Source organism: Paenibacillus sp. JT31N17 (genome assembly GCF_056269255.1).
The window spans coordinates 163,734-187,176 of the sequence record NZ_JBWDNP010000014.1 but is presented as its reverse complement, the minus strand read 5'-3'; the positions used below and the strand labels follow the sequence as shown (position 1 = coordinate 187,176).

Sequence of the window (23,443 nt, the reverse complement as noted above, 5' to 3'; positions counted from 1 at the left end):
AAGGGTTCCATTTTTTTCGAAAAGGGCAAGCCTCTGTGAGAGAATCGATGAGGCGTTTTGTCAAGCGGTGTCAATATAATGAACAAGGGCCGCGAACATTGTCAACTGCTTGTTTTTTCGGTATGATTAGGACGGTTTTAAAACACAGATGATGGGTAGTATACGCCCATAATGGGATCGGAACGGGGAGGCAGGCTGTGCTTAAAGAATATGTGGCCTTAACAAAACCGGGCATCATTCGCCTTAATGCGTTTGCGGCGTTCGGTGGGTTTTGGGTCGCTTCCAAATGGGATCATATTGATTGGTTGCTTCTGATTTATATGCTGATCGGCTCGGCGCTCACGATGGCGTCGGCTTGTGTCATTAACAATTATTGGGACCGCGAGCTGGACAAGAAAATGGAACGTACCCGGAACCGGACACTTCCCATGCAGCGGATGAATCCGACCAAGGTGCTCATCTATGGGATCGTGCTGGGGATTATCGGGATTGCGGTGCTGTTCACGCTTGTTAATCCGCTTACCGGCTGGCTTGGGCTGCTTGGGTTCTTTGTTTACGTGATTGTGTACACCATGTGGCTGAAACGCACCTCAACCTGGAGTACCTCCATTGGGGGGATATCCGGGGCTATGCCTCCTGTTATCGGCTATTGTGCCGTTACGGAGCAGGTCGATGCGGGAGCCTGGCTGCTGTTTGCCCTGCTGTTCCTGTGGCAGCCTGCGCATTTCTGGTCGCTTGCCATCAGGCGCGTTGACGAATACCGGGCCGCCGGTTTTCCGCTGCTGCCGGTTTTGAAGGGAATCCGCCGCACCAAGCTGCAGATGATTCCTTATACGCTGCTGCTGATTCCAACGGGCATCCTGATGTTCACCTACGATTACGCCGGTTATTTTCTGCTTGTTATTTCCATCGCCGGGGGTGTCCTCTGGACAGTGCATACGGTAATGGGACTTACAGCGAAGGACGACACGAAGTGGGCCAAGACGAATTTCTTTATTTCCATCAATTATTTAATGATTATCTTTTTTGTGATGATCCTGGATACCAACGGCATCGGATAACACGTCCTGGGATTGCGTAAACAAGGGGGAACGTAAGCGGATGGATTTTGTACGAAAACATGCCTTCAAGATTGCGGTGCTGGCGCTTTGCGCGGCGATGGGCATTTATTTATATGTCTCTTCCAATAAAGAAGCCGGACCTAATCTGGATCAGAACTATAAAGCGCCGAGCTTTGAGCTCACGGATCTGGATGGCAATAAAGTGTCGCTTGAGAACACCAACGGCAAGGTACGGGTTATTTATTTCTTTTACTCCAATTGTCCGGATGTTTGTCCGCCGACGACCTATCTCATGAGCGAGGCCCAGAACGAGCTGAAGAAGAAAGGGACATTCGGCAGCGATGTCGAGTTTCTGTCGATTACGTTCGACCCGGTGCGGGATACAACGGAGACCATCAGGAAGTTTGCAGGTAAATTCGACGTGGATGCAGCCGGCTGGAAATTCCTGCGCGAGGACAGCGAGGAAGATACCAAGCAGCTGATGAAGGATTTTGGTCTTGGTCTGGTGAAAGATGAGAACGGTTATTTCACGCATGCGGATGCCATTACCTTCGTGGACCGTACAGGCAACGTGCGCAAAGCCATTACGGGATCCATCACGGACACGCAGGCAGACGATGTTGTTAAAATTGTCAACGCGCTTGTGAAAGGCTAGGCGCCATGACAATTTTCTGGTCCGTATTAGGAAACAATGTGCTCCCGCTGTCGGTCATGATTGCCATTGGCGTCACGCTGCAGCGGGCTTTTTCTTTGGATATCAAGACGCTCTCCAGACTTAACTTCTATCTGTTCTCGCCCGCCATTATCTTCAAATTATTATATACTACGGAAATTTCGCTTGGGGTAATCGGTACGGTTCTGCTTTTTTTTGTCATTTTTATGGCGCTGATGTTTGCTGTCGTGGAGGCCGTAGTGCGTCTTCGAGGACTTAAGGGCGGCATGCGGGGGGCGATGCGCAACAGCGTTCTGTTCTATAACAGCGCGAATTATGGTATTCCGCTGAATCAGCTCGCTTTTGCCGCCAATCCGTTTACGCTCTCGGTGCAGGTGCTCATTATGATGATGCAGTCCCTGCTGCCCAATACATGGGGGATATACAGCGTTAATGCCCATAGGAGCAGCGGCCGCAAGATTGTGAAAACGATAATCAGGCAGCCGGTTATTTATGCGATTCCGCTTGCCTTTCTTATGCGCGGCTTCGATATTCCATTGGCCGGATTTCTGCAAACGCCGCTTGATTATTTGGCTAACGCGTTTACAGGAACGGCGCTTATTACGCTTGGCGTTCAGATTGGCAGCATGCGATGGTCCTACAAGGATCTGATGCTTAAGGATGTTCTGCTTTCCTGCGGCGTAAGGCTGCTTATCGGGCCTTTGCTCGCTTTACTGGTGGTATGGATGCTCGGAATAGATGGCATTATGGCAAAGGCGCTCATTGTATCCTCGGCTGTTCCGACCTCGCTTTCAAGTGTCCTGCTTGCCGTCGAATTCGATAATGAGCCGGAGTTCGCTTCGCAGGTCGTGTTTGTTTCCACTGTCCTGAGCATCATCACCGTGACATTTGTTATCTTTATGCTGCATATTTGATACATGCAATCATTGGTCTTCTTTTCGCCAGGGAGCGGGGTTTGGGGCAGGGTAGTGAATGTACGCCTCCAATCCCGCTTTTTCGAATTGCTCGATCAAATATTCCTCTGGGGTTTTCTCGACACCGTGGTAGCCTCTGCGGGTGTGAATATGTTCGGCATCGGGAAATGCGTCCCGCAGCATGCCCCGTATACGTTTGCCGGAGGAGTCGTTATCGGTGAAAATATAAGGCTGCTTGTCCCCCACCTGGCGGCGCAGCTTTTCTAATTGACCGGTTCCCGGGGTGCCATAGGTGCAGTATATGGGGACGTCCGGGTTAAGCACCCGGCGGATCCGGCTGCGGTCGTTTTTTCCTTCTACAATGATCGCGATATGCATGCGGCGAACATCACCTCTTCCGACATTGTAACCGATTCTTGATGGAAAATAAAAAGAAGGCTTTGCCTGGCTGGCAAGCCTTTTTTTATAATATATAAGAATTCATGAAATTCTCCACCATACCTTGCTTAAACTTCCAAAGGAAGAAACTTGCTGCGCCAAAGGACGGCGAAGTTACGTTTCTTCTAATGGGAAGTGATCTGAAAGGGCAAATGGCAGTTCTAGTACCAAGAACCGCAGATGATAATGACAAGCAGGATGAAAAGGACAAGAATAATGCCGGTTGAGGTAAATGCGCCGCCGACGTATCCGCGTTCCAAGTTTTCAGACATTGAGAAGTCACCCCTCTTTCAGTTCATATCCTTAGGAGATCGGCTTCGCCTGGGTGAAAGGACGTAAGCCATCTGCCACGATGTATCTTATGCCTATGGTCTTTACGGGCTCTGTGCCTTTACCCAGTTCTTGAAAAATGGGCAGGGTTCTTCCCCATTCGCAATGTATAGAAAGGCAGCACGGACACAGCGATCATCAAGGCAATGAAGGCGATGTAATACGGGGATACATAGCTCCGAAGCTGACCGGCAAGCATAGGACCGAGAAATGCGCCGACGGAGAAGGCAATCGACAAAATGGAAAAGGTGCGCCCGTATCTCACACCGCCGCTCAGCTCGATGAGAAGAGAGGAGATGGCCGGAAATATAACCCCTTTAGCCATTCCCAGCAGCAGAAGCAGCATGAAGAAAGGCAACGGCGCACCGGCTGCTATGGCGAAATAAACCAGAGCCAGTGCAAAGGCTCCCCATAAAGAGCGCATAAACGGTGATAAACGGTTCAGAAAAAGCATGCTGAGCGTAATTAACGCCCCCAGACTCACAACGGAGAACAGCAGGCCCGTTGTCATCATCGCTTCCTTCGTCGTTCCCATTAGCGGCAGTTCGAATGAAAGAATCCCCTGAGCGCATGCCATGGCAACCGGGAGTGTGTAGATCAGCCAGGGGACCGGCGTCATGAGAGGTTCATCTGTTCCTGCCGTTACTGCAGAAGGAGAGGAATCCGGAGGCGAAGAAGCCTTTTTCCAGCTTGAAGGCAGCTCGCGTATGAATATCAGAGCGCAGGTGGCAGTTCCGATCAGGATCCACCCGAGTACATAAAAGGCGGTCGTAAAGCCGATTTGTGCGACCAGATATGCCCCCACTGCCGGTGAGATGACGGAAGCCAGGGTATGGACCAGCCCATTGCCGGCCATCAGTTTGCCCTGCTTGACCCGGTCGGTTGCGATCCTCGCAAGCAGGGACATGCAGGCAGGTGAAAGAAACGCGAGCACAAAACCGCTTATAGACCGCAGGACGAGCAGCTGCCAGGGATCGGTGACCTTTGATTGAAGCAGCAGAATGCCTCCCGCCGCCGCAAGGCTGAATACAATGAACAGCCGGCTCCCGTACCGGTCGACGCCATAGCCTGCAATCACATTGCCCGGAAGATGCGTGAGCGAATACATTCCCATCATCAGCCCGATAAAGGAAGGCGCTGCGCCAATGGATACGGCAAATGGAGTCAGGATTGGATATTGGGCATGCAGATCGAAAAAAGCGACGAACAAAAACAGATAAAGCCATATTGCGGTTTTCAAATTGTTACCCTCCTTCGAGTCGCGCGTGCGTAACCATATGTTACTACTTGTACGCTTGGATAAGCCTCGTTATGTCAGAAGCAGGGAGGAGGGCTTGATTTGAAACTTTTTTCGGTATTATTCGTCTTAAACTAAAGATGGAACAACCGTGCCGATGATGGGAAATCCATTGTAAATACTCAGGTTTACGCCTATATACGCATAGGGTATAATATTTTATGTTCGGACTTTTCAAGGTATATAATGGGGGAATCGGCGTATGGCGTTTGATTTTAATTACGATACGGATACATGGATCCAATTTTTGAAGGATAACTGGGTCATTCTTCTGATCGGGCTTGTGGTATTATTTATCGTTGTTCGTATCGTCAAGACCGTGGTCAAATGGCTGATTGTAGTGGTGATTTTAGTGGGCCTGGTCGTGTACAGCGGCTATTCGCTGGAGGATCTGAAGTCAATTGGCACGACAGTGACCGAGAATGTCAAGCAGGAAGCCATTACGGCGATGGCCGGAGAAGCCAAGGACGCGACCTATACGTCCAATAGCGACGGCACATTTACCATCACCACGAAGAATTTAAGGATGGACGGCAAGCCTGGCGACAACGAAGTGAAGGTGTCCTTCAGAGGGGCTCCGCTTGGCACCTGGAAAATCGATGAAACCATTCAGACATTAATTGAGACAGCAAAGAAAAACGCTTAGCATGTGTGCTGCATACCGAATTATTGAGTCTATGCTATTTGCAAAAAACGCTGAATGTTGCACATAAAGCTGCGTTATTTCAAAATGTTTTTGAATATGCTTATGAAGCAGCGTTGTTTCAAAACGCTTTAGGAGGAAGCTCATGAACACATGGGTTCACGCCTTGTTGGAGCCGGAACCGGTGGCTATCATGGTTCTGCTCGTTTTGCTCGGCTCGCTAATTCAAGGCATGAGGAGAGGTGCGTCCGGTTCTGCGAGGCGCCTTTTCTTTTTTATATGGCAGGCGGCGGCTGTCGTTTTGTCTTTACTGCTCGCCGGGAGGGCCGCCAACTGGCTCTCTCCCGTGGTAAAGGAATGGTTGGTCCAAAGCGGGATTCAGGTGCCGCAGGGGGAGCTCAGCTCCTGGAAGCAGCTGTGGTACACCATGGTGACCAGCCTCCGGGATTTTGAACTTCTGCGCTTCGGAGTGCTTTTCCTGGTGTGCTATCTGGTGTTCCGCACGATGCTGGGATGGCTGGAGCCTGTATACGGCCTTGTTTTCCATAAGCTCTCGGACTCCCGGGAGCACCCGGACGACAGAGGGGAGAAGCTGCTCTCGAAGACGGCAAGCCGTACCACGGGAGCGGCGATTGGAACGCTGCTTGGAGCAGGCCGGGCATTTATTATTATCGCAGCGCTTTTCGTATATGTAACCGCGATTCCCGGGGGGCCGCTGACCGAATCCATCCGCGCGTCGGCATTCTATAACAAGACCGCAGACGAGCTGCTTGATCCCGTAGCCGGCGATGTGCTCCGCAGGGGACCGGTCTTCACAGAAGCGGTAGGGGTGGAGTTTCGCCGTATTCTGCAGCGCAAGTACGAGGTAATCGACTCCAATGTACCGGCCAATATCGAACAGGCGGCGGCAGCCGTCACGGCAGAGGCCAGGACGGACCGGGACAAGGCACGGGCCTTATACGATTGGGTTGGCTCGCGGATAGCTTATGACTGGGACAAAGCGGACAACTACGAGCAGAACGGCGTATGGAAGGAGCAGACGCCCGTTGAGACCTTTAACAGCCGTCTCGGGGTATGCATCGATGTAGCTCGCCTGTACGCGGTCATGGCCCGCTCAGTAGGTCTCGAGGTGCATGTTGTCACCGGTCAGGGCGCTACCGGCGCTGGCTATGGACCGCATGCCTGGAATGAGGTCAGACTCGCGGATCAGGGCGGAGCATGGATTCCGCTTGACGCAACATGGGCCTCGTCAGGCGATTGGTTTAATCCGGACGATTTCGCAAGCACCCATATTCGCGATGTTTAAACAACCTTGAGAGGAGGCATAACGGCCATGCAAGAAGATCCGAAGAAGCGGGCGATTTCGAACCGGCGGCATTTTGCCTTCCGGTTGAACTTATTCTTTTTTGCTACTTTTTTCCTGTTCAGTGTACTTATTGTGCGGTTGGCTATTCTGCAGTTCGTGGAAGGACCTTCGCTGAAAGAAGTAGAGACCAGCGGAGAGACGACTGAGGTCAAAATCCCGCCTATCCGGGGCAATATCTATGATTCCGGCGGAGCGCCTATCGCCTATTCGACCTCCACCCAGTCGCTCTACTACACCATTGAGTCGGGCGATGAGAAGAAGGTCAAGGAGAAGGCGATTGCCTCGGCCAAAGAAATGCTGAAGGTGTTCAATGAACATGGGGATCCCAAGGTGGCCATGACACTTGCTCAAATCGAGGAAAACATGGATCTGGACCACAAGAAGAACACCTATGCAGTGCCAAGACGGATTAAGGCCGGTTTAACCAATGAAGAAATCGCTATGTTTCTGGAGAATAAAGACAAGTATCCCGGAATCGATATTCTCGAGGAAAGCATCCGTCATTACGATACTTCAACCTTTGCCGTTCAGCTTGTGGGCTATTTGAAGAAGTTCAGCGGCGGAGCGGAAAATAATTTGTACAAAGACAAAGGAGACATCACCGATCCGCTGCTGGAATATCTGCCGCAGGAGGATGTTGGTTTTGACGGGTTGGAATATATGTACCAGGATGAGCTGCGCGGCAAGAACGGCCTGAAGCTGTATCCCATCAATGCAGCCAGACGAATTATCGGTCCGCCTACCATTACCAAGCCTGAGAAAGGCGACGATCTCTATTTGACGATCAACCGGGACGTGCAGGAGAAGACCGAGCAGGCGATTATGGATCAGCTGCATTATCTTCAAACGACTTCTTCCTCTGAACATGCAGCTAACGCCAAGACCGGCTATGCGGTGGCGATGGAGGTAAAGACGGGCAAGGTCATCTCCATGGCCAGCATGCCGGATTACGATCCCAACATATGGGAGGGCGGACGGATAGGAACCGACGATTACGACAAGATCAGCGCAGTGCTTCAGAATGGAACGATCAGTCCGGTCATCGGGCCTTACAAGGATAAGAAGGAGCAGAACAAGCATCCGTCCTCGGTCGTCTTCCTGGGTTCCACCCAGAAACCGTTATCCATCCTGATCGGACTTAATGAGAAGCTGTTTACGACCTCATCTACTTATCAGGATACGGGGGCATTCTATTACGGCCAGGAGGGCAAGTACCGGCGGAAAATTGGTAATGCCCATGGTCACGCCTACGGAACGCTGGATCCTGCGCTTGCCATTACCAGATCTTCCAACCCTTTCATGGCCAAGATGGTCGGGAATGCCTTATATGAAAAGGACGGCAAGAAGGGCGTCGATATATGGGACAGCTACGTGAAGCAGTTCGGGCTTGGCGTGTCTACAGGAAGCGGATTGCTGAATGAGAACACCGGCGTTATCGGGTATTATCACGAGCTTGAGGCGGCAAGTGCCCAATCGGCTTTGATTTTTGCTTCCTTTGGCCAGATGGGACGTTACACAACGCTGCAGCTGGCACAGTATACGGCAACCCTTGCCAGCCACGGCAAACGGATGAAGCCGCAGTTTGTAAACAAGATCACTGACAGCGAAGGCAAGCAGGTGCAGGGGTTTAAACCGGAAGTGTTGAACACGATTGACATTCCTAAAGCGTATTGGGACGAAGTGGAACGGGGCATGGCAAATGTCGATGTTCCCGTCTTCAAGGATACTCCCTACAAGGTCATGAGAAAAACCGGTACGTCCGAGCAGCAGGTCAGCGGGGGGAAAGTAGTCGATAACGCGGTATTTATCGCCTACGCCCCGGCCGAGGATCCTGTTCTGGCTGTTGCGGTCGTCGTGCCGGAAGGCGGATTCGGGTCCGCAGGAGCGGCGCCGATCGCCCGCAAGATTTTTGACGCGTATGATGAAGCGATTGGTCTGGATGGTGTCCCCAAGAAACAAAGCAACACGACAGATACAACAAAAGATTAACAAGATGCAACAACAACTGTACAAGAAAGAATAGCGCAGTCATGCCTTGAACACGTTATAATGAATATTGCGGGTATTTTTACAAGGGGCGCCGGCAGGCCCCCCGATGGTTGGGATGCAGATGGTTTAGGAGGTAAGGATGGGAACAATCAAACTGATTGCGCTGGATATGGACGGTACGCTGCTTAACGAAATGCAGGAAATAAGCAATGAGAATGCGGAATGGATCCAAAAAGCGCTGAATGCGGACATCATGGTGTGCTTCGCCACCGGCCGCGGCTTCCAGAGCGCGCTGCCTTATGCGGAGCAGCTCAAGCTCGATATGCCGATGATTACGGTCAACGGCGGTGAAATATGGCGCAGGCCGCATGTGCTTCACAAGCGCTCGCTTATGCCGGCAGCGACAATCAGGAAGCTCCATGAAGTCGCGCTGCGCCATGAGGAAACCTGGTTTTGGGCCTATGCCGTAGAAGGGATTTTCAATAAAGAGCGGTGGATCGAACCGGCGGACAGCTATGACAGTCAGCACTGGCTCAAATTCGGCTATTTTACCGAGGATGCGGAAATGCTGGACCGGATTTATAAGGAGGTTTCCTCATGGGGCGGCATGGAGATTACCAATTCCTCACCCTCCAACTGGGAGCTTAATCCGGAAGGCGTGACCAAAGCCAGCGCGCTCCGCGAGCTGTGCGGCGTTCTGGGCATTGACATGTCGCAGGTGGCTGCAATGGGGGACAGCTTGAATGATATTGCCATGATCCGCGAGGCGGGTCTGGGTGTGGCCATGGGAAATGCACAGGATGTTGTCAAAGACGCGGCTGACGCCGTTACGGTGACTAACAATGAGCATGCCGTAGCGCATCTCATTCGGGATTATGTGCTGAAGGGGTGACAAGCTGTGGACATCGCCGGTTGGATAATCGTAATCATTTTGTTTGTGGTGGGGATGGCCGGTGCCATTTTTCCCATCCTGCCTGGCGTGCTCGCGATCTATGCAGCTTTTTTCGTGTACGGCTTCTTCCTTTCCTTTGAGCCCTTCGGGTTCTGGTTCTGGACGATCCAAACACTGATTCTGGCCGCATTGATTCTGGCGGATTATGCGGTCAGCGCCTGGGGCGTGAAGAAATACGGGGGCTCGAAGGCATCCGTCATCGGCAGCACGATTGGCATTATTGCCGGGCCCTTCGTTATTCCGGCTTTCGGACTGCTTCTTGGTCCTTTGCTTGGGGCCGTCATCGGAGAGCTGATTGTCGGATCCACCTTCAATAAAAGCTTGAAGGTCGGATTCGGTGCAGTCGTGGGGCTGTTCTCCAGCATGGTTGTCAAAATCATTTTGCAGCTTGCCATGATTATCTTGTTCTTTATCTGGATCTAAAACATTTGGGAGGCGAGAGGAATGTTGAAAGTAACGGTTTGGAATGAGTTTCTGCATGAGAAGGAAAGCGAAGAGGTAAGGTCGGTTTATCCGGATGGCATACATAATGCGATCGCGCAGGGAATAGGAACGGACGGCTTCGAAGTCCGCACCGCTACCATGGATCAGCCGGAGCATGGGCTGACGGAAGAGGTGTTGGCCGGAACGGACGTGCTGGTCTGGTGGGGCCATAAGGGACATGATCAAGTGGCCGATCACATTGTTGACCGCGTACAGGCGCGCGTACTTGGCGGCATGGGACTGATCGTGCTGCATTCCGGGCATTTCTCGAAAATCTTCAAGAAGCTCATGGGAACAGGCTGCAATCTGAAATGGCGCGAAGCCGATGAGAAAGAGCGTATCTGGGTTGTCAATCCGGCTCATCCGATCGCTGCCGGAATTCCCGAGCAGTTTGTGCTTGAACGCGAAGAGATGTACGGGGAGCATTTTGATATTCCCGCGCCGGATGAGCTCGTGCTTGTCAGCTGGTTCGAAGGCGGAGAAGTATTCCGCAGCGGCTGCACGTTTTTCCGCGGACAAGGCAAGATTTTCTATTTCCGTCCTGGGCATGAGACATATCCGACCTATTACAATGAGAATGTGCTTCAGGTTATCCGGAATGGAGTCCGCTGGGCTGCGCCTACCCATGCAGCAGCGCCGATCCGGGGCAACCACAAGCCGCTCGAGGAAATTAAAGCGAAATAAATTTTTACTTGCGGGGAGATTTGAGAGCAGCTCATGGTTAAAAAAGACTCCTTGATCAAAGGAACCATTATTCTGGCGGCCGCTGCGCTGGTAGCCCGTTTTCTGGGGATATTCCAGCGTATCCCGCTGGATAATATGCTCACCGTTGACGGGGGAAACTATTTCAACGTCGCCAATAACATTTACCTGATGCTTCTTATTATCGCGACAGGCGGAATACCCAGCGCCATCAGCAAGATGGTTTCGGAGCGTTATGCACTGGGGCGTCCAGCCGATGCGCAGCGCATATACCGGGCGGCGTTATGGTTCGGGGCTGTAACAGGACTGGTGGTCGCCAGTCTGCTGTATATATTCGCACCTTTTATTGCTACCCAGATATCACAGCATCCCGGAGCGGATATTTCCATTCGGGCAATTGCCCCTGCACTGCTGCTGTTTCCTGTTATTGCGATGATGCGTGGTTATTTTCAGGGCCGCCAATTTATGATGGCCGGCGGAATATCGCAAATCGTGGAGCAGTTTATGCGGGTATTGACGGCAATTGGACTTGTCGTGCTGCTGCTGGCTTGGGGCTGGAGCGACCGCTGGGTTGCCGGAGCGGCTACTTTCGGCAGCGTACTGGGCAGCGTAGGGGCTTTTCTGGTCATGCTGTTTTACGCCGGAAGGCTCAGGAAGCAGGATGCCGCAGAAAGTTCCGACCGGTCGAACCAATCACGGAAGGCGCCCGGCAAAGCCTCAAACGGCGCGATGCTGTCTTACCGATCCATTTATAAAGAGCTGTTTTCGATTTCGGTGCCGATCGTAATTGCAGCTATGACCGTCCAGTTTATTTATAACTTTGATATTTTGTTGTTCAGCCGGCTGACGGATGCTTTCTATGCATCGGATGATGTGGGGAAGCTGGCCAGCAAATGGCTGGGCTTCAGGGCGCAAGGGATTGCCGGCATACCGCCGATTCTTGCCATTGCCCTGAGCTCATCGATTATTCCGGTCATCTCCTCGGCTTATTCCATCCGTAACATGAATGAAGTGCAGCGTCAAACCTCACTGGTTATGCGCATTGTTGTATTTACCGGCGTACCGGCAGCGCTGATGCTGACGATAGCATCCATTTCAGTAACAGGCTTTCTGTTTGACGGTACGGGCGGAAGCGGGCTCGTAGCGGCTCTGACAGCGGGTACGATTTTTCAAATTACGATGATGACGAGCAACTCGGTCCTGTTCGGCCTGGGAAAACCGCGTTTGCCTATGCGCCATACCCTGATCGGATTGGCATTGAAGGTGGTGGCCAGTCTGCTGCTTGCGCCTCTTATGGGGGCGTATGGATTGATTCTGTCCTCCACGTTATGCTTTGTCGTGATTGCATATCTCAACCTGAGAGCAATCCGCAAGGATGTTCCGCTCAAGGTTCTGGGCAGCAGCTGGACAGGCTACAGCATCACAATTGTCCTGTCGGCAGCAGCGGGGTGGCTTGTCGATTTCGGCGGCAGACATCTGCTGGATGCCCTTCCTGCGAAGCTGATGTATCTGATTTCGGCTGGAGCCGCAGGAGTTGTGTCGCTCGGTCTTTATGTTGTTTTGCTGGTTCTGCTGCGTGTGGTAACAGCTGAGGATGTCCGTCAATTTCCTGGGCCGCTGCGCAAGCTGTTAAACCCGCTAATGCGCATAATGGCGCGCTCCAAGAGTGTTGGAAGCAAGTGAAATAATCTTCCATTATTCCCCTCTCCATGGTAGAATAGGCATTAGTCTTTTTACCCATGGAGAGGGGTTTTTTGAGTTGAAAAAGTGGAAGTGGAGTGGGAAAGCAATAGGTTTGGCTATGCTTGCGCTGACATTGGTCATCGTAGCGGGCTGCCAAGCGCTTGGCGGTGTGGATTTCAATCAAATGCTCAAGCAATCTATTAAAGTCTCTACCATGGAAGGCAAGCAAAATATTGAATTCAAGCTGCTTCTTGCCGACGGCGCCCTGGATGGTGCGGACGAAGATGAAACGGAGCTGCTGAAATGGATTTCGCAAATTAATCTTCAACTGGATGATATAAAAATATCGGACAACGGCCGTATGTCCGCAGAAGGTAAGCTTATACTGAACAGCAAAAGCATAGGCTTCTCGCTTAAAGCCGACGAGAAGCTTGTTGAACTGGATCTCGAAGGTGCCAAGCAGCCGTTCGTCATTCACTTGGATGGTGAACTGCTGAGTGAATTTACCGGTACTGAACTTGATTCGCAGGTATCCGGCACTCCGGCTGACAAAGAGGCTCTGGCAGAGACGGGCAAACAAATTATTGATATTTTCAGCGGTTATGCCATTGATAATTTGCCCAATCCAAGCTCGCTGACGGTAGATCCAGGCCAGGAGCAGGTGAATGGTGAAACCGTAAGCGGCATGCGCGTCCACGCCGAATTGAACGGCAAAGAATTGTGGAGCTGGGCTAAATCCTACGTTGACGCCTTGTTGAATGACGAGGAAGGTCTGAACACGATGATTACGGGCGTGCTGGATACGCTCGCGGAGCAGACGGATCTTCTGGAATCGCAAGCCGGAGAGAGCATATTTGGAAGCCTTCCGGAGGAAGATGAGAAGACAACGGCTGTCGAGGAAGCGTCGGCAGGTATCCTTGATCTGCTCACTGAATTGAAGGATGAAATGGATCAGGCTGATCCGGAAATGCTGGCGGAGATTCTCAATGAAGAGACCTATATCAAAACCGATCTGTTCGTGGACACCAAGCTTGATATCCGTAAATCAACCATGGAGGCTTCAATTGTCCCGCATTTTAGCAGTCCTGCTGCAGCTGATACACAGACTAACGACGAGCTTGCGGGCGTTGAGGACGAACTTGCCGGTTCTCCTCTGAAAGGAATCTGGATCAAGATGTCGGGTGAAACGTGGAATGTCAATGGAACGGTAACGCCTGCTGCTCCTGTGGATTCCGATACTGCGATCAGTGAAACGGACCTGGGAGAAATGGAAGGCTATCAGTTGCTCCGTCAATTTGACAACAAGTCCGTCATGTATGATCTGCTTCGCAATAGTGCGCATATAACCAGACAAACCGTAGAATTCAATCCGGATTACAGTGATAATCTTGCCATCAGGACTCCTGCCGGTGTGACAATCATACCACTGCGCGATACAGCGTCGGAGCTGGGAGCGACTTTGACTAAAGACGCTGCGACAGGTAAAATTACTGTATACGACGATGCGACCCAAACCACAGTGATTTTGAAAGTAGGAAGCAATCAAGCCGTCGTGAATGGAAAAACGTTAAAATGGGCTTTTCCGGCAACAGTCATCCAAGGGGTCACTTATGTATCAGCCCGTGATCTTGTGAAGGCCTTGGGCGGAGAGTTGAGCTGGCAAAGCTGGTACGAAGATAATGACATGCTGGTTATTAACCGCGAGCCATAAAGGTTATGCTTGCATGAAGAAAGGTGTGCTTAAACAATGGAGATCATAAAAACCGATGGGGCGTTCCGAGAGGCTGTTGCTTCAACAGCCCCGATCACTGTGGCTGTGTTCAAGACGACCTGGTGCCCGGATTGCCATTATATCGAGCCTTTCATGCCGGATATCGAGCAAAAGTATGCGGACAGCATTCACTTTATACAGATTGACCGCGACGAGCTGCCCGATTTGTGCGGGGAATTGAATATTCTTGGCATTCCGAGCTTTATTGCTTTTCAGAATAATCGCGAACTCGTGCGTTTTGTTAATAAGCTCCGCAAATCGCGTGAGGAGATCGAGCAGTTTCTGGACCGTGCACTACAGGTGGCAGGAGCCTTGAACAGCTCACAAGCGTAACAAACATTGCCCGCAAGCTAGCCGGATTATCCGGCGGCTTGCGGGCTTTTTCTTTGTCCGCTTTCACCCCTGTCGCCACGGGAAGCAGTGTTGCTGCCTGGGCACCCAAGAAGAGGGGTGAAATCGTCCTCGAATCATGACTTATTTGTTTTTCTTGCCTTGCTGTGCTGATTCGGATTATTCTGGTTAAGCTTTGTAAAGCCTGTTAATAGCTTCATTTCGTTGTGTGATTCAATAAATGAAGCACGGCCGGCAAAAGGTGAATAATAACCCTGTGAAGCACGATACATAATTGGTTTTGCATAAATGATGTCGGACCAAAACGGTCACATTTTCAACATGGTATTTGGCCAATGAGTCCGCTATAATTGGGAAGTTGATTGAATTCTTTTGGAAGCAAGGTGATGAGATTGACCCCAAACCGTTACCGTGCAATTGCTATCGCGGCGTGCATTGGAATGTTTCTTGTACTGATCGCAGGTTCTTTGGTAACCAATACGGATTCCGGGAGAGGCTGCGGAACGGATTTTCCACTATGCAACGGCAAGTTTATTCCGGCTTATACATTGGAATCATTAATTGAATATTCACATCGGCTGATCAGCGGTCTGGTGGGCTTGCTGGTGCTGGCCGTCTTTATCGCCACATTGATGCTTTACCGCCGAAGAACAGAGGCTGTTATTTATGCCAGTCTGGCTGGATTCTTTACGCTGCTGCAGGCTGTTCTTGGGGCTATTGCGGTTGTGTGGGAGCAGTCCGCAGCCGTACTGGCGATGCATTTCGGATTTTCCATTCTGGCTTTTGTCAGTACGCTGCTGCTGGTATTTTGGACAGGCAGAGTTCGGCGTGGCACGATTGAGGACAGGCCGCTTGCAGCGGTGCCCCGTTTGGTTTTCCGGTTCGTGCTTACTGTGCTTGTCTACAGCTATGTTGTCGTGTATCTGGGCGCCTTTGTCCGGCATACGGACTCTTCAGGAGGCTGTCAGGGGTGGCCGCTATGTAATGGAGAATTTATCCCTGCGATGGAGGGGGCGACCCGGATAGTATTTATCCACCGCCTGGGAGCACTCGTGCTGCTGATTTTAATTGTGTGGCTGTGGAGATACGTGAGCCAGGCTTGTTCCAGAAATCCGGAGCTCCGCCGTTCGGCCACATGGGCTTTCGTTTTGATTTGCGCGCAAGTCGTCAGCGGCGCAGTATTGACGGTTACCCTGACGAACGCGGATTTATTGGTGTTTACGAGTATCCTTCATAATATTATTGTTTCCTTCTTGTTCGGCATATTGGCCGACTTGATGATTCGTGCTTGGAAATGGCGGGAAGGACGTGGCTAAAAAATGAGTTTTGCTGACTTAAGAGGCTTAATTGAGACGCTGCGCCGGGAAAATGATTTGGCGGTGATCGATGCGCCAGTTGATCCCTATCTGGAAATTGCTGAAATTCACCGCCGCGTGATTGATCAGGGCGGTCCAGCGCTGCTTTTCACAAATGTGAAAGGCAGCGCTTTTCCCGTTGTGACCAATTTATTCGGTACGATCCGAAGGGTGGATCTTGCTTTTGGCCCTCGCCCGGAGGCTTTTATGAAGCAGGCCGTAGGGGCTTTGGACCGAGTGCTGCCTCCAACGCCCAAAGCCATCTGGGGCGAACGTTCGCTGATCTGGGATGCGATGAAGGTTGGTCTCAAGCCGACCCCGGCATCATCCGCTCCCGTGCTGGGTGCATGCAGGCGGGAAAGACCGCTTGAGGGATTGCCGGCGCTGACAAGCTGGCAGCTTGACGGAGGGCCTTTCGTCACGCTTCCTCTGGTGTATACGGAGCATCCCGAGCATCGCAAGCAGCATAATCTGGGTATGTACCGGATGCAAATATTCGATGATTCGACAACAGGCATGCACTGGCAAATTCATAAGGGCGGCGGATTTCATTATCATGAGGCGGAGAAGCGCGGAGAAGCGCTGCCTGTCTCTGTTTTCCTTGGCGGACCGCCGGCATTGATTGCGTCGGCTATCGCTCCGGTGCCCGAGCATTTGCCTGAGCTTCTGCTGGCTTCTTTGATTACAGGGAGCAAGCTGCCGGTTGTGCAGGATCCTTATGGCAGTCATCGTATTCCGGCGAATGCTGAATTTGTCATTAGTGGAAGCGTTGCCCCGCACACCAGACGGCCGGAGGGGCCGTTTGGCGATCATTATGGCTATTATTCCTGGACTCATGATTTCCCGGTGTTCGATGTCAGTCACATGTGGCATCGGAAGGATGCCATATACCCGGCAACAATTGTAGGCAAGCCGCGTCAGGAAGATTATTATCTGGGTGATTTCCTGCAGCGTCTGCTCTCACCGGCTTTTCCGCTGGCGATGCCGGGCGTGAAGGATTTGTGGACCTATGCGGAAACAGGATTCCATGCGCTGGCTGCAGCGGTGGTACGGGAGAGTTATTCACGCGAGGCTCTGACAACGGCGTTCCGCATACTCGGAGAAGGACAGCTTACTTTGACCAAATTTCTGATGGTAACGGATCGGCCGCTTGATCTGGCTCAATTCGACCTTCTTCTCGAGACTGTGCTGGAACGGTTCAGGCCGGAGACGGATTTGTACATCTTTGATAAAACCTCGCATGATACGCTGGATTATACGGGCGGCCAGCTCAACCACGGCAGTAAAGCCGTCATGCTGGGCGTTGGCGATCCTGTAAGGGAGCTGCCCGGGGATTATGATGAAGGTCCTCTGGATGAGATTGATGGCATCGAGGTATACTGCCGTGGCTGCCTGGTCGTATCAGGCGCGTCGTTCGTGGAAGAGCCGAAGCTCGCCGAGCGGCTGCTGGAGCGGCTTCGGGAGCGCGGAACGAGGTGGCCCCTGGTCATTTTGGCTGACGATGCCGCTATCGCCACTGCCCAAACACCGTTCCTCTGGACGGTATTCACGCGCTTCAATCCGGCAGACGACATCTACGCTGGGACAGTTGTTCGGCGGCATCATATCGGATATGAGCTGCCGCTTGTTATTGATGCGCGTATGAAGCCGGGATATCCGGATGAGCTTGTGGCGCGTGAGGATATTGTGGAGCTCGTGGACCGCAGGTGGAAAGAGTATTTCCGCTCATAAGTTGGCTGCTTGAGCAGAGCATTTTCGGGGAAACCTACTGACTCCGGCAATTGAACTACTCTAGGAGGATTCAAATCATGCTGCGGATGCTGTTTGATGACCCTCCACGGAAAGCGGAGGGAAAGCTTCACGAATCGATGCTGCTAATGAAGCGCTTTGCTTCAATGCTTCACGATTCCATTTCCAAAGGCAAAGACAGCGAGCAAAAGCTGCGGAAATATGAAATATGGACCCTTGGCCTAATTGTATCGCTTGATGAATTGGAGCAGAGCCAATATGCAGCGAGAAAATTCGCAAATAAGGTGAAATCCACTTCCATGGAGAGTATGTCTCCGGATGAATTGCTCGATTATCACCGGCATGTTTATTTTGACAAAAATGCCTTTATCCGTTTGTTTGCACTGCTCGACAAGCTGGGGACCCTGATGAATGAATTTCTTAATCTGCAAACGGAGCGGATTAAAGTACATTTTTCTTATTTTACGGTCTTGCGCGGCATGCGCCAGCGTAATCTTCATCCTTTGCTTATATCCAGACTTGACGCCCTTAAAGAACAATACAAAGAACCGCTTGGAAGACTGCGGAAACGGCGCAACACTGAGATTCATTACATGAATTCAGAAATGCAGGATGATTTGCAGCAGAGCTATCTGTCATACGGCGAACATCACCGATTGGAAAATTTGCAGGAGCGCTGTGATGATTTGACTCAAGGAATGGAATTAATATACGATACCCTGCTGCTTGCTTTTGATCATGCTTGCAAACATATGAGGAAACGAATTTAATATGCTATACTGCACATGGGAGGGTTACCCATGGATCTTATCGGAAAAACAGCTTTAATAACAGGCAGCGCCAAAGGCTTGGGCAAAATGACCGCACTAACTTTGGCCCGCATGGGCTGCGATCTTGTGCTGAACTACGTCAACAGCAGGGATGAGGCTTTGCAGCTTGCTGCCGAGATCGAACTGCTCGGCGTGCGCGCTGCAGCTTTTCAGGCCGATATTTCGCTGCGCTGCGATGTAGAACGGTTGGCAGAGCAGGCGCAAAGCTGGTCATCCAGCGGCTGTGTGGATATTTTGATCAATAACGCCGGACCCTTTATCAGGGAACGCAAACGCTTTGCCGATTATGGGGTTGAGGATATTATCAATCTGGTCAACGGCAATCTGCTCGGCGTTATGCTCCTGGACCATAAATTGCTTCCGGGGATGCGAAGAAGGCAGTGGGGACGTATTATCCACTTTGGCTTTGGGCATGCCGGAGAAGGCAGGGCCTGGCCGCACAGATCCGTGTATGCGTCTGCCAAGACAGGTCTTGTTTCCTTCACCAAGACGCTTGCCGTTGAGGAAGCAGGGGATGGAATTACGGTCCATATGATTTGTCCCGGCGATATTAAAGGGCTTAACAAGGAACGTACCATCGCGGAGGTGCTTCATGAGCGCGATGAAGAGTCGCCGCGCGGCCGGCCGGGAAGCGGGGAAGATATTGCCCGTGTCATTGGATTTCTTTGTTTGCCGGCTTCGGATTATTTGACTGGAAATATCATTGATGTCACCGGTGGCTTCGATCCCATTAAAAACAGTATTCCCAGTACATAATTTAAAGATGAGGTCCAGGCAAGCGGGTTGAACTGGCGGCAGCAGCCATATTTTTCGATTCTTTATGCTTTCGGATATAACCTTCATTTAATCAGAAAAAGAGTCTTGCCGGACCCTCATCTGCCCATAAGGCGATGATAGCGGCAAGACTCTTTATTGCAGAAGAAACGCGGACGTTCTTCTTTAAGACTTTGGCTTGGGTTATAACTTAGAATACCTGCATAACCTCTTGTACGCCTTCAACTTCTTCAAGCAGGGCACGTTCGATACCCGCTTTGAGCGTGATTGTCGAACTTGGGCAGCTGCCGCAAGCTCCCATCAGGCGAAGCTTAACGATTCCGTCCTCTACATCAACGAGTTCGACGTCGCCGCCATCGCGCTGGAGGAAAGGGCGAAGCTTATCAAGAACGTCCAACACTTCATCATACATTGTGGTGCTTTGTGTATCACTCATTGCAATCCACTCCTTTCTCCCCTATTATAATACAAAGTAGAACAATTGAAAATGGATATCATCCGATATCATCAAGGTAAGGTGAAAACATCATGTTAAAACCAATTATTGAATTTTGCGCGAGCAATATGCATCATGGCACCGATCGTGTTATGAAACAGCTTGAAGAGAATCAGGAGCTGGAAATTATTGAATACGGCTGCCTCGGCAACTGCGGCGAATGTTATCTGTTTCCGTTCGGTATGGTTAATGGTGAAATCGTCGCGGCTCCATCAGCAGATGAATTGTTTGATGAAATCATGAAAGCTGTCGGTGAGCAGGATGCTGAGCGGGAAGCGCTCGACCGGCTGATTGACGATTTATAAATAAAAAAAGTCTTGGCGTGCTAACCCAAATGATGCTTGGACATCCATAGCACGCCGCTTTTGAGCACACGCGGCACACGGCCCATAATCGGTGTACGGCCCATCAGGCCAAAGCCTGATTTTTTGCCAAGCGAACCGAGAACGCCCTTGAGCTTGATTTTGGACAGCTTCGGTGTCTTGCCGTTCCACTGCGCCTGCATGACCTCCGCAACCTGTTTGCCCTGCGCTTCCGCTGCTTGGGCACTGGGTGCGAAAGGTATGGAAGAGCAGTCGCCAACAATGAATACATCCGTATGGCTTGGCAGCTGATGGTACTCATTCACAATCAGCCGTCCTGTGGGATCCTTGGGAAGATTAATCTTCTGGACCAGCGATACGGGCTGAATTCCGGCAGTCCACACGATGACATCCGTCAGCAGGGGGCTTGTATTGTTCTGATCGTACAAGACCCCCTGCTCCACCTTGTGGATGGACACATTTCCGCGCATCTCCACCTCATGCTCAATAAACCAGGAAGAAACATACTGCTGCAGCTTATTGGGAAAGGCTGATAAAATACTCGGTCCCCGGTCTACAATACGGATGTTGATATCGGGCCGGCCTTCTCTCAGCTCTGAGGCGATTTCAACGCCGCTGAGCCCGCCGCCGACGATCGTCACCTGACCGTAAGGCTTGACATCATTGACAGCCTGGTACGTCTTGCGCGCCGCTCCGAAGGTTTGGATGCTGTTGGAATACAGCTCGGCCCCTTCGATGCTGTGGTATTTGTCGGTACAGCCAAGAGCAATGACCAGCCACTCGTAATCAAGCGGATCCTGTCCGGCAATACCGACCTGTTTAGCCTCCAGATCAACCGACATCACTTCGCCGTACATGACCAGCAATCTCGGATCGGAGGGAAAATCGACCCGTAGATCAATGTCCGCAACCGTTCCGGCGACGAGTGAATAATATTCCGTCTTGAGTCCCTGGTAGGGCATGCGGTCGATCATAACAATAATGGTGTCGTCGGGCAGCTCGCCCTCTAACAATTCATGGGCAACGGTTAAGCCTCCGTAGCCGCCGCCGAGGATAACAAAACGTTTCATTGGCAACCCCAACCTTCTTTATCATCTGCAATTCTGATGATGCTTAGTATGCGCGTGAATGTCCTCTTCCTTACTCATAAACCTTTACTTCGTTATAGAAAGTATCCCGTTCAATGGGAATACGTCCAGCCCCTTTAACCAGCCAGATCAGATCCTCGCGCGTAATGCCCTCGGGAGTAAGCGCGCCGGCAGCATGACTGATGCGCTCTTTGAGTATCGTGCCGTGAACATCCGAAGCGCCCATCGTAAGAGACACTTGAGTCAGCTGTGTGCCAATATTTATAAAATAAGCTTTTATATGCTGAAAGTTATCCAGCATGAGCCGGCTGATCGCGATGGTCTTCAAATCCTCAAAAGCCGAGTTGCGGCGGCGTATGCCGGCCCGCGGGCTGATGGGCTGCATGGAAAGGGGAATAAACACCAAAAAGCCGTTCGTCTCATCCTGCAGCTCGCGGATTTGCAGCATATGATTGATCCGGTCTGCATGCTTCTCAACGGAGCCGTAAAGCATCGTTGTATGTGTGCGGAGTCCAAGGTTGTGGGCGGTACGGTGAACCTCAAGATATTGCGATACATCCGCTTTTTCCACGCGCATTTTTTTGCGGTATTCATCGGAGAGAATTTCCGCTCCGCCGCCGGTCAGGCTTTTCAGACCTGCTTTCATCAGCTCTTCAAGTACCTCGCGGTAGCTCAGTCCGCTGATTCGCGAGAAGAAATCAATTTCGGCGGCCGTGTAGGCTTTGAGCGTCACTTCTGGAAAACGCTCATGTAATGCTTTTAACGAATCCACGTAATATTGAAACGGCACATGGGGATTATGACCGCCGACAATGTGAAATTCCCGGACACCCGGGTGAAAATGCTGCTCCACATAAGCGATCATTTCGGCCCCGGAAAGTGTGTACGAGCCTTCTTCGCCTTCATCCTTGCGGAAATTGCAAAAAGCGCAGTGCGCTTCGCAAACATTGGTGAAGTACAGACTCATATTCTCAATAAAATAAACCTTGCGGCCATTTTTCTTCATGTTGACTTCATTCGCCAACTGCCCAATGGTCAAGAGATCATCGGAACTGTAAAGAAATTCCCCATCTTCCCGGGAAAGGCGTTCGCCGGAGCGAACTTTCTCAATAATATCTTGCATCTGCTTGTCTTCTGTAGGTACGGCTACATTCATGACGGCTTCCTCCTAGTCCGCCGGGCGCTGTTTGCATAGGTCCGGATGATATGGGTAAGACATGAAAAGATACTTTGTGAAAAAAGTCACTTACGCATACTGTAGTGACCCCAATCGAACATTAACTGACCTTATTATAAACCTACATCCGTCGAGCGGCAACCACAAAGTCAAGCGAGGTACGCCTGAGGTTGTTAAATTATCCTGCAAACCGCTCTGGTCTTATTATCGTCTTGACGGATGTTGGGGTATAATAGAAGAAGGAAAAGAGGTGTTGAATTGGCAAATACGCATACGTATTCACGCAGGGAAGAAATGGCCAACGCGCTGACCCATGGTGTTGGGGCCGTGCTGAGTGTGGCGGCGCTCGTGCTGCTTATTGTTTTTGCCGCGCTCAAGGGGCAGGCATCCCATGTGGTTAGTTTCACGATTTACGGTACAATGATGCTGCTGTTATATACCTGTTCGACGCTGCTGCACAGCTTTCCGGCCGGCAGAGCGAAGAATGTTTTTGAGAAAATGGACCATGCCTGCATCTATTTATTTATAGCGGGAACTTACACCCCCATTCTGCTTCACCTGGTGAAGGGAGCAGAGGGCTGGACATTTTTTGGCATCATTTGGGGAGTAGCGATTTGCGGGGTTGTATTCAAATCGTTTTTCGCTTCCAGATTCCTGTTTACCTCGACGATTCTCTATTTGCTGATGGGGTGGATGATCGTATTCGCCTGGGGGCCGCTCAAAGAGCATTTCGCGCCGGGAGGCCTGCATCTGCTGATCATCGGCGGGCTCTTGTACAGCTTCGGCACAATCTTCTACATGTGGCGGAGTTTCCCTTATCACCATGCGGTGTGGCATTTGTTTGTACTAGGCGGATCGGTGCTTCATTTTTTCGCCATTCTCTATATTCTGCCTCATTAAAAGGGATGGCTGCATATTGAGCCGCAGCGTAAAGTGGAGTATACTAAATAAGTAAGTAACACAAGAGTTGTACCGACTATTTTGGATTGGGAGGGATT

General features: G+C 51.2%; 24 protein-coding genes. 18 read left to right on the top strand and 6 right to left on the bottom strand.

Features of this window, described 5'->3' with window-relative positions; translation table 11 throughout:
• The first annotated feature begins 197 nt into the window (after positions 1-197).
• Genes cyoE through AC0YOB_RS30545 form a run of 3 tightly spaced genes read left to right on the top strand, consistent with a single transcriptional unit; the run spans position 198 to position 2,648 of the window.
• Positions 198-1,061 (top strand): heme o synthase, encoded by an 864-nt coding sequence (gene cyoE / locus AC0YOB_RS30555; protein ID WP_475795983.1) that lies wholly within the window; start codon positions 198-200, stop codon positions 1,059-1,061.
• A 40-nt stretch (positions 1,062-1,101) separates the two neighbouring features.
• Positions 1,102-1,716: an SCO family protein gene (locus AC0YOB_RS30550; protein WP_475795982.1), complete on the top strand. Its 615-nt coding sequence runs from the start codon at positions 1,102-1,104 to the stop codon at positions 1,714-1,716.
• A gap of 5 nt (positions 1,717-1,721) precedes the next feature.
• Entirely contained in the window at positions 1,722-2,648 is a 927-nt protein-coding gene (locus AC0YOB_RS30545; protein WP_475795981.1) for an AEC family transporter, read from the top strand.
• Positions 2,649-2,657: 9 nt separating this feature from the next.
• Here AC0YOB_RS30545 and AC0YOB_RS30540 read toward each other — a convergent pair whose 3' ends face one another.
• The 3 genes from AC0YOB_RS30540 to AC0YOB_RS30530 form a co-directional block, all read right to left on the bottom strand.
• Entirely contained in the window at positions 2,658-3,026 is a 369-nt protein-coding gene (locus tag AC0YOB_RS30540; RefSeq protein ID WP_475795980.1) for a DNA primase, read from the bottom strand.
• Between the two features lie 221 nt (positions 3,027-3,247).
• Positions 3,248-3,358 (bottom strand): YjcZ family sporulation protein, encoded by a 111-nt coding sequence (locus tag AC0YOB_RS30535; RefSeq protein ID WP_379113948.1) that lies wholly within the window; start codon positions 3,356-3,358, stop codon positions 3,248-3,250.
• A 119-nt stretch (positions 3,359-3,477) separates the two neighbouring features.
• Entirely contained in the window at positions 3,478-4,656 is a 1,179-nt protein-coding gene (locus AC0YOB_RS30530) for an MFS transporter (protein WP_475795979.1), read from the bottom strand.
• Between the two features lie 259 nt (positions 4,657-4,915).
• On the opposite strand from AC0YOB_RS30530, the gene AC0YOB_RS30525 reads away from it, so the two are divergent.
• The 13 genes from AC0YOB_RS30525 (at position 4,916) to AC0YOB_RS30465 (ending at position 19,343) form a co-directional block, all read left to right on the top strand.
• Positions 4,916-5,359, top strand: coding sequence for a hypothetical protein (locus AC0YOB_RS30525; protein ID WP_475785867.1), 444 nt, complete (start codon positions 4,916-4,918; stop codon positions 5,357-5,359).
• Between the two features lie 142 nt (positions 5,360-5,501).
• On the top strand, positions 5,502-6,662 hold the full coding sequence (locus tag AC0YOB_RS30520; protein ID WP_475795978.1) for a transglutaminase domain-containing protein: 1,161 nt from the start codon (positions 5,502-5,504) through the stop codon (positions 6,660-6,662).
• 27 nt (positions 6,663-6,689) lie between these two features.
• Positions 6,690-8,711 carry a peptidoglycan D,D-transpeptidase FtsI family protein gene (locus tag AC0YOB_RS30515; protein ID WP_475795977.1) on the top strand — a complete coding sequence of 674 codons (2,022 nt, stop codon included), beginning with the start codon at positions 6,690-6,692 and terminating at the stop codon, positions 8,709-8,711.
• 139 nt (positions 8,712-8,850) lie between these two features.
• Positions 8,851-9,603: a Cof-type HAD-IIB family hydrolase gene (locus AC0YOB_RS30510; RefSeq protein WP_475795976.1), complete on the top strand. Its 753-nt coding sequence runs from the start codon at positions 8,851-8,853 to the stop codon at positions 9,601-9,603.
• 6 nt (positions 9,604-9,609) lie between these two features.
• Positions 9,610-10,086, top strand: coding sequence for a DUF456 domain-containing protein (locus tag AC0YOB_RS30505; RefSeq protein ID WP_475785871.1), 477 nt, complete (start codon positions 9,610-9,612; stop codon positions 10,084-10,086).
• Between the two features lie 21 nt (positions 10,087-10,107).
• Complete coding sequence (locus tag AC0YOB_RS30500) at positions 10,108-10,830, top strand: ThuA domain-containing protein (RefSeq protein ID WP_475768666.1); 723 nt, start codon at positions 10,108-10,110, stop codon at positions 10,828-10,830.
• A 33-nt stretch (positions 10,831-10,863) separates the two neighbouring features.
• Positions 10,864-12,531 carry a putative polysaccharide biosynthesis protein gene (locus AC0YOB_RS30495; protein ID WP_475795975.1) on the top strand — a complete coding sequence of 556 codons (1,668 nt, stop codon included), beginning with the start codon at positions 10,864-10,866 and terminating at the stop codon, positions 12,529-12,531.
• A gap of 76 nt (positions 12,532-12,607) precedes the next feature.
• A complete protein-coding gene (locus AC0YOB_RS30490; protein WP_475795974.1) occupies positions 12,608-14,242 on the top strand; it encodes a copper amine oxidase N-terminal domain-containing protein in 1,635 nt (544 codons plus the stop codon).
• Between the two features lie 36 nt (positions 14,243-14,278).
• Positions 14,279-14,635 carry a thioredoxin family protein gene (locus AC0YOB_RS30485; RefSeq protein ID WP_475795973.1) on the top strand — a complete coding sequence of 119 codons (357 nt, stop codon included), beginning with the start codon at positions 14,279-14,281 and terminating at the stop codon, positions 14,633-14,635.
• A 404-nt stretch (positions 14,636-15,039) separates the two neighbouring features.
• Positions 15,040-15,969: a COX15/CtaA family protein gene (locus AC0YOB_RS30480; protein ID WP_475795972.1), complete on the top strand. Its 930-nt coding sequence runs from the start codon at positions 15,040-15,042 to the stop codon at positions 15,967-15,969.
• A 3-nt stretch (positions 15,970-15,972) separates the two neighbouring features.
• A complete protein-coding gene (locus tag AC0YOB_RS30475; protein WP_475795971.1) occupies positions 15,973-17,739 on the top strand; it encodes a UbiD family decarboxylase in 1,767 nt (588 codons plus the stop codon).
• A gap of 77 nt (positions 17,740-17,816) precedes the next feature.
• Positions 17,817-18,527 (top strand): Cthe_2314 family HEPN domain-containing protein, encoded by a 711-nt coding sequence (locus AC0YOB_RS30470; RefSeq protein WP_475795970.1) that lies wholly within the window; start codon positions 17,817-17,819, stop codon positions 18,525-18,527.
• Positions 18,528-18,557: 30 nt separating this feature from the next.
• A complete protein-coding gene (locus AC0YOB_RS30465) occupies positions 18,558-19,343 on the top strand; it encodes an SDR family oxidoreductase (protein WP_475795969.1) in 786 nt (261 codons plus the stop codon).
• A 208-nt stretch (positions 19,344-19,551) separates the two neighbouring features.
• Here the strand turns inward: AC0YOB_RS30465 and AC0YOB_RS30460 are convergent, their stop codons facing one another.
• On the bottom strand, positions 19,552-19,797 hold the full coding sequence (locus tag AC0YOB_RS30460) for a NifU family protein (protein WP_210038394.1): 246 nt from the start codon (positions 19,795-19,797) through the stop codon (positions 19,552-19,554).
• A gap of 92 nt (positions 19,798-19,889) precedes the next feature.
• Between AC0YOB_RS30460 and AC0YOB_RS30455 the strand changes: the two genes are divergently transcribed.
• Entirely contained in the window at positions 19,890-20,162 is a 273-nt protein-coding gene (locus AC0YOB_RS30455) for a YuzB family protein (protein WP_475795968.1), read from the top strand.
• Positions 20,163-20,182: 20 nt separating this feature from the next.
• On the opposite strand, the gene AC0YOB_RS30450 is transcribed toward AC0YOB_RS30455, so the two are convergent.
• Both AC0YOB_RS30450 and mqnE read right to left on the bottom strand, forming a co-directional pair.
• On the bottom strand, positions 20,183-21,250 hold the full coding sequence (locus AC0YOB_RS30450; RefSeq protein ID WP_475795967.1) for an NAD(P)/FAD-dependent oxidoreductase: 1,068 nt from the start codon (positions 21,248-21,250) through the stop codon (positions 20,183-20,185).
• A gap of 70 nt (positions 21,251-21,320) precedes the next feature.
• Positions 21,321-22,424, bottom strand: coding sequence for an aminofutalosine synthase MqnE (gene mqnE / locus AC0YOB_RS30445; protein ID WP_210038397.1), 1,104 nt, complete (start codon positions 22,422-22,424; stop codon positions 21,321-21,323).
• Between the two features lie 279 nt (positions 22,425-22,703).
• Here mqnE and trhA point away from each other — a divergent pair, with 279 nt between their 5' ends.
• Positions 22,704-23,345: a PAQR family membrane homeostasis protein TrhA gene (trhA, locus tag AC0YOB_RS30440; RefSeq protein WP_210038398.1), complete on the top strand. Its 642-nt coding sequence runs from the start codon at positions 22,704-22,706 to the stop codon at positions 23,343-23,345.
• Positions 23,346-23,443: the final 98 nt, after the last annotated feature.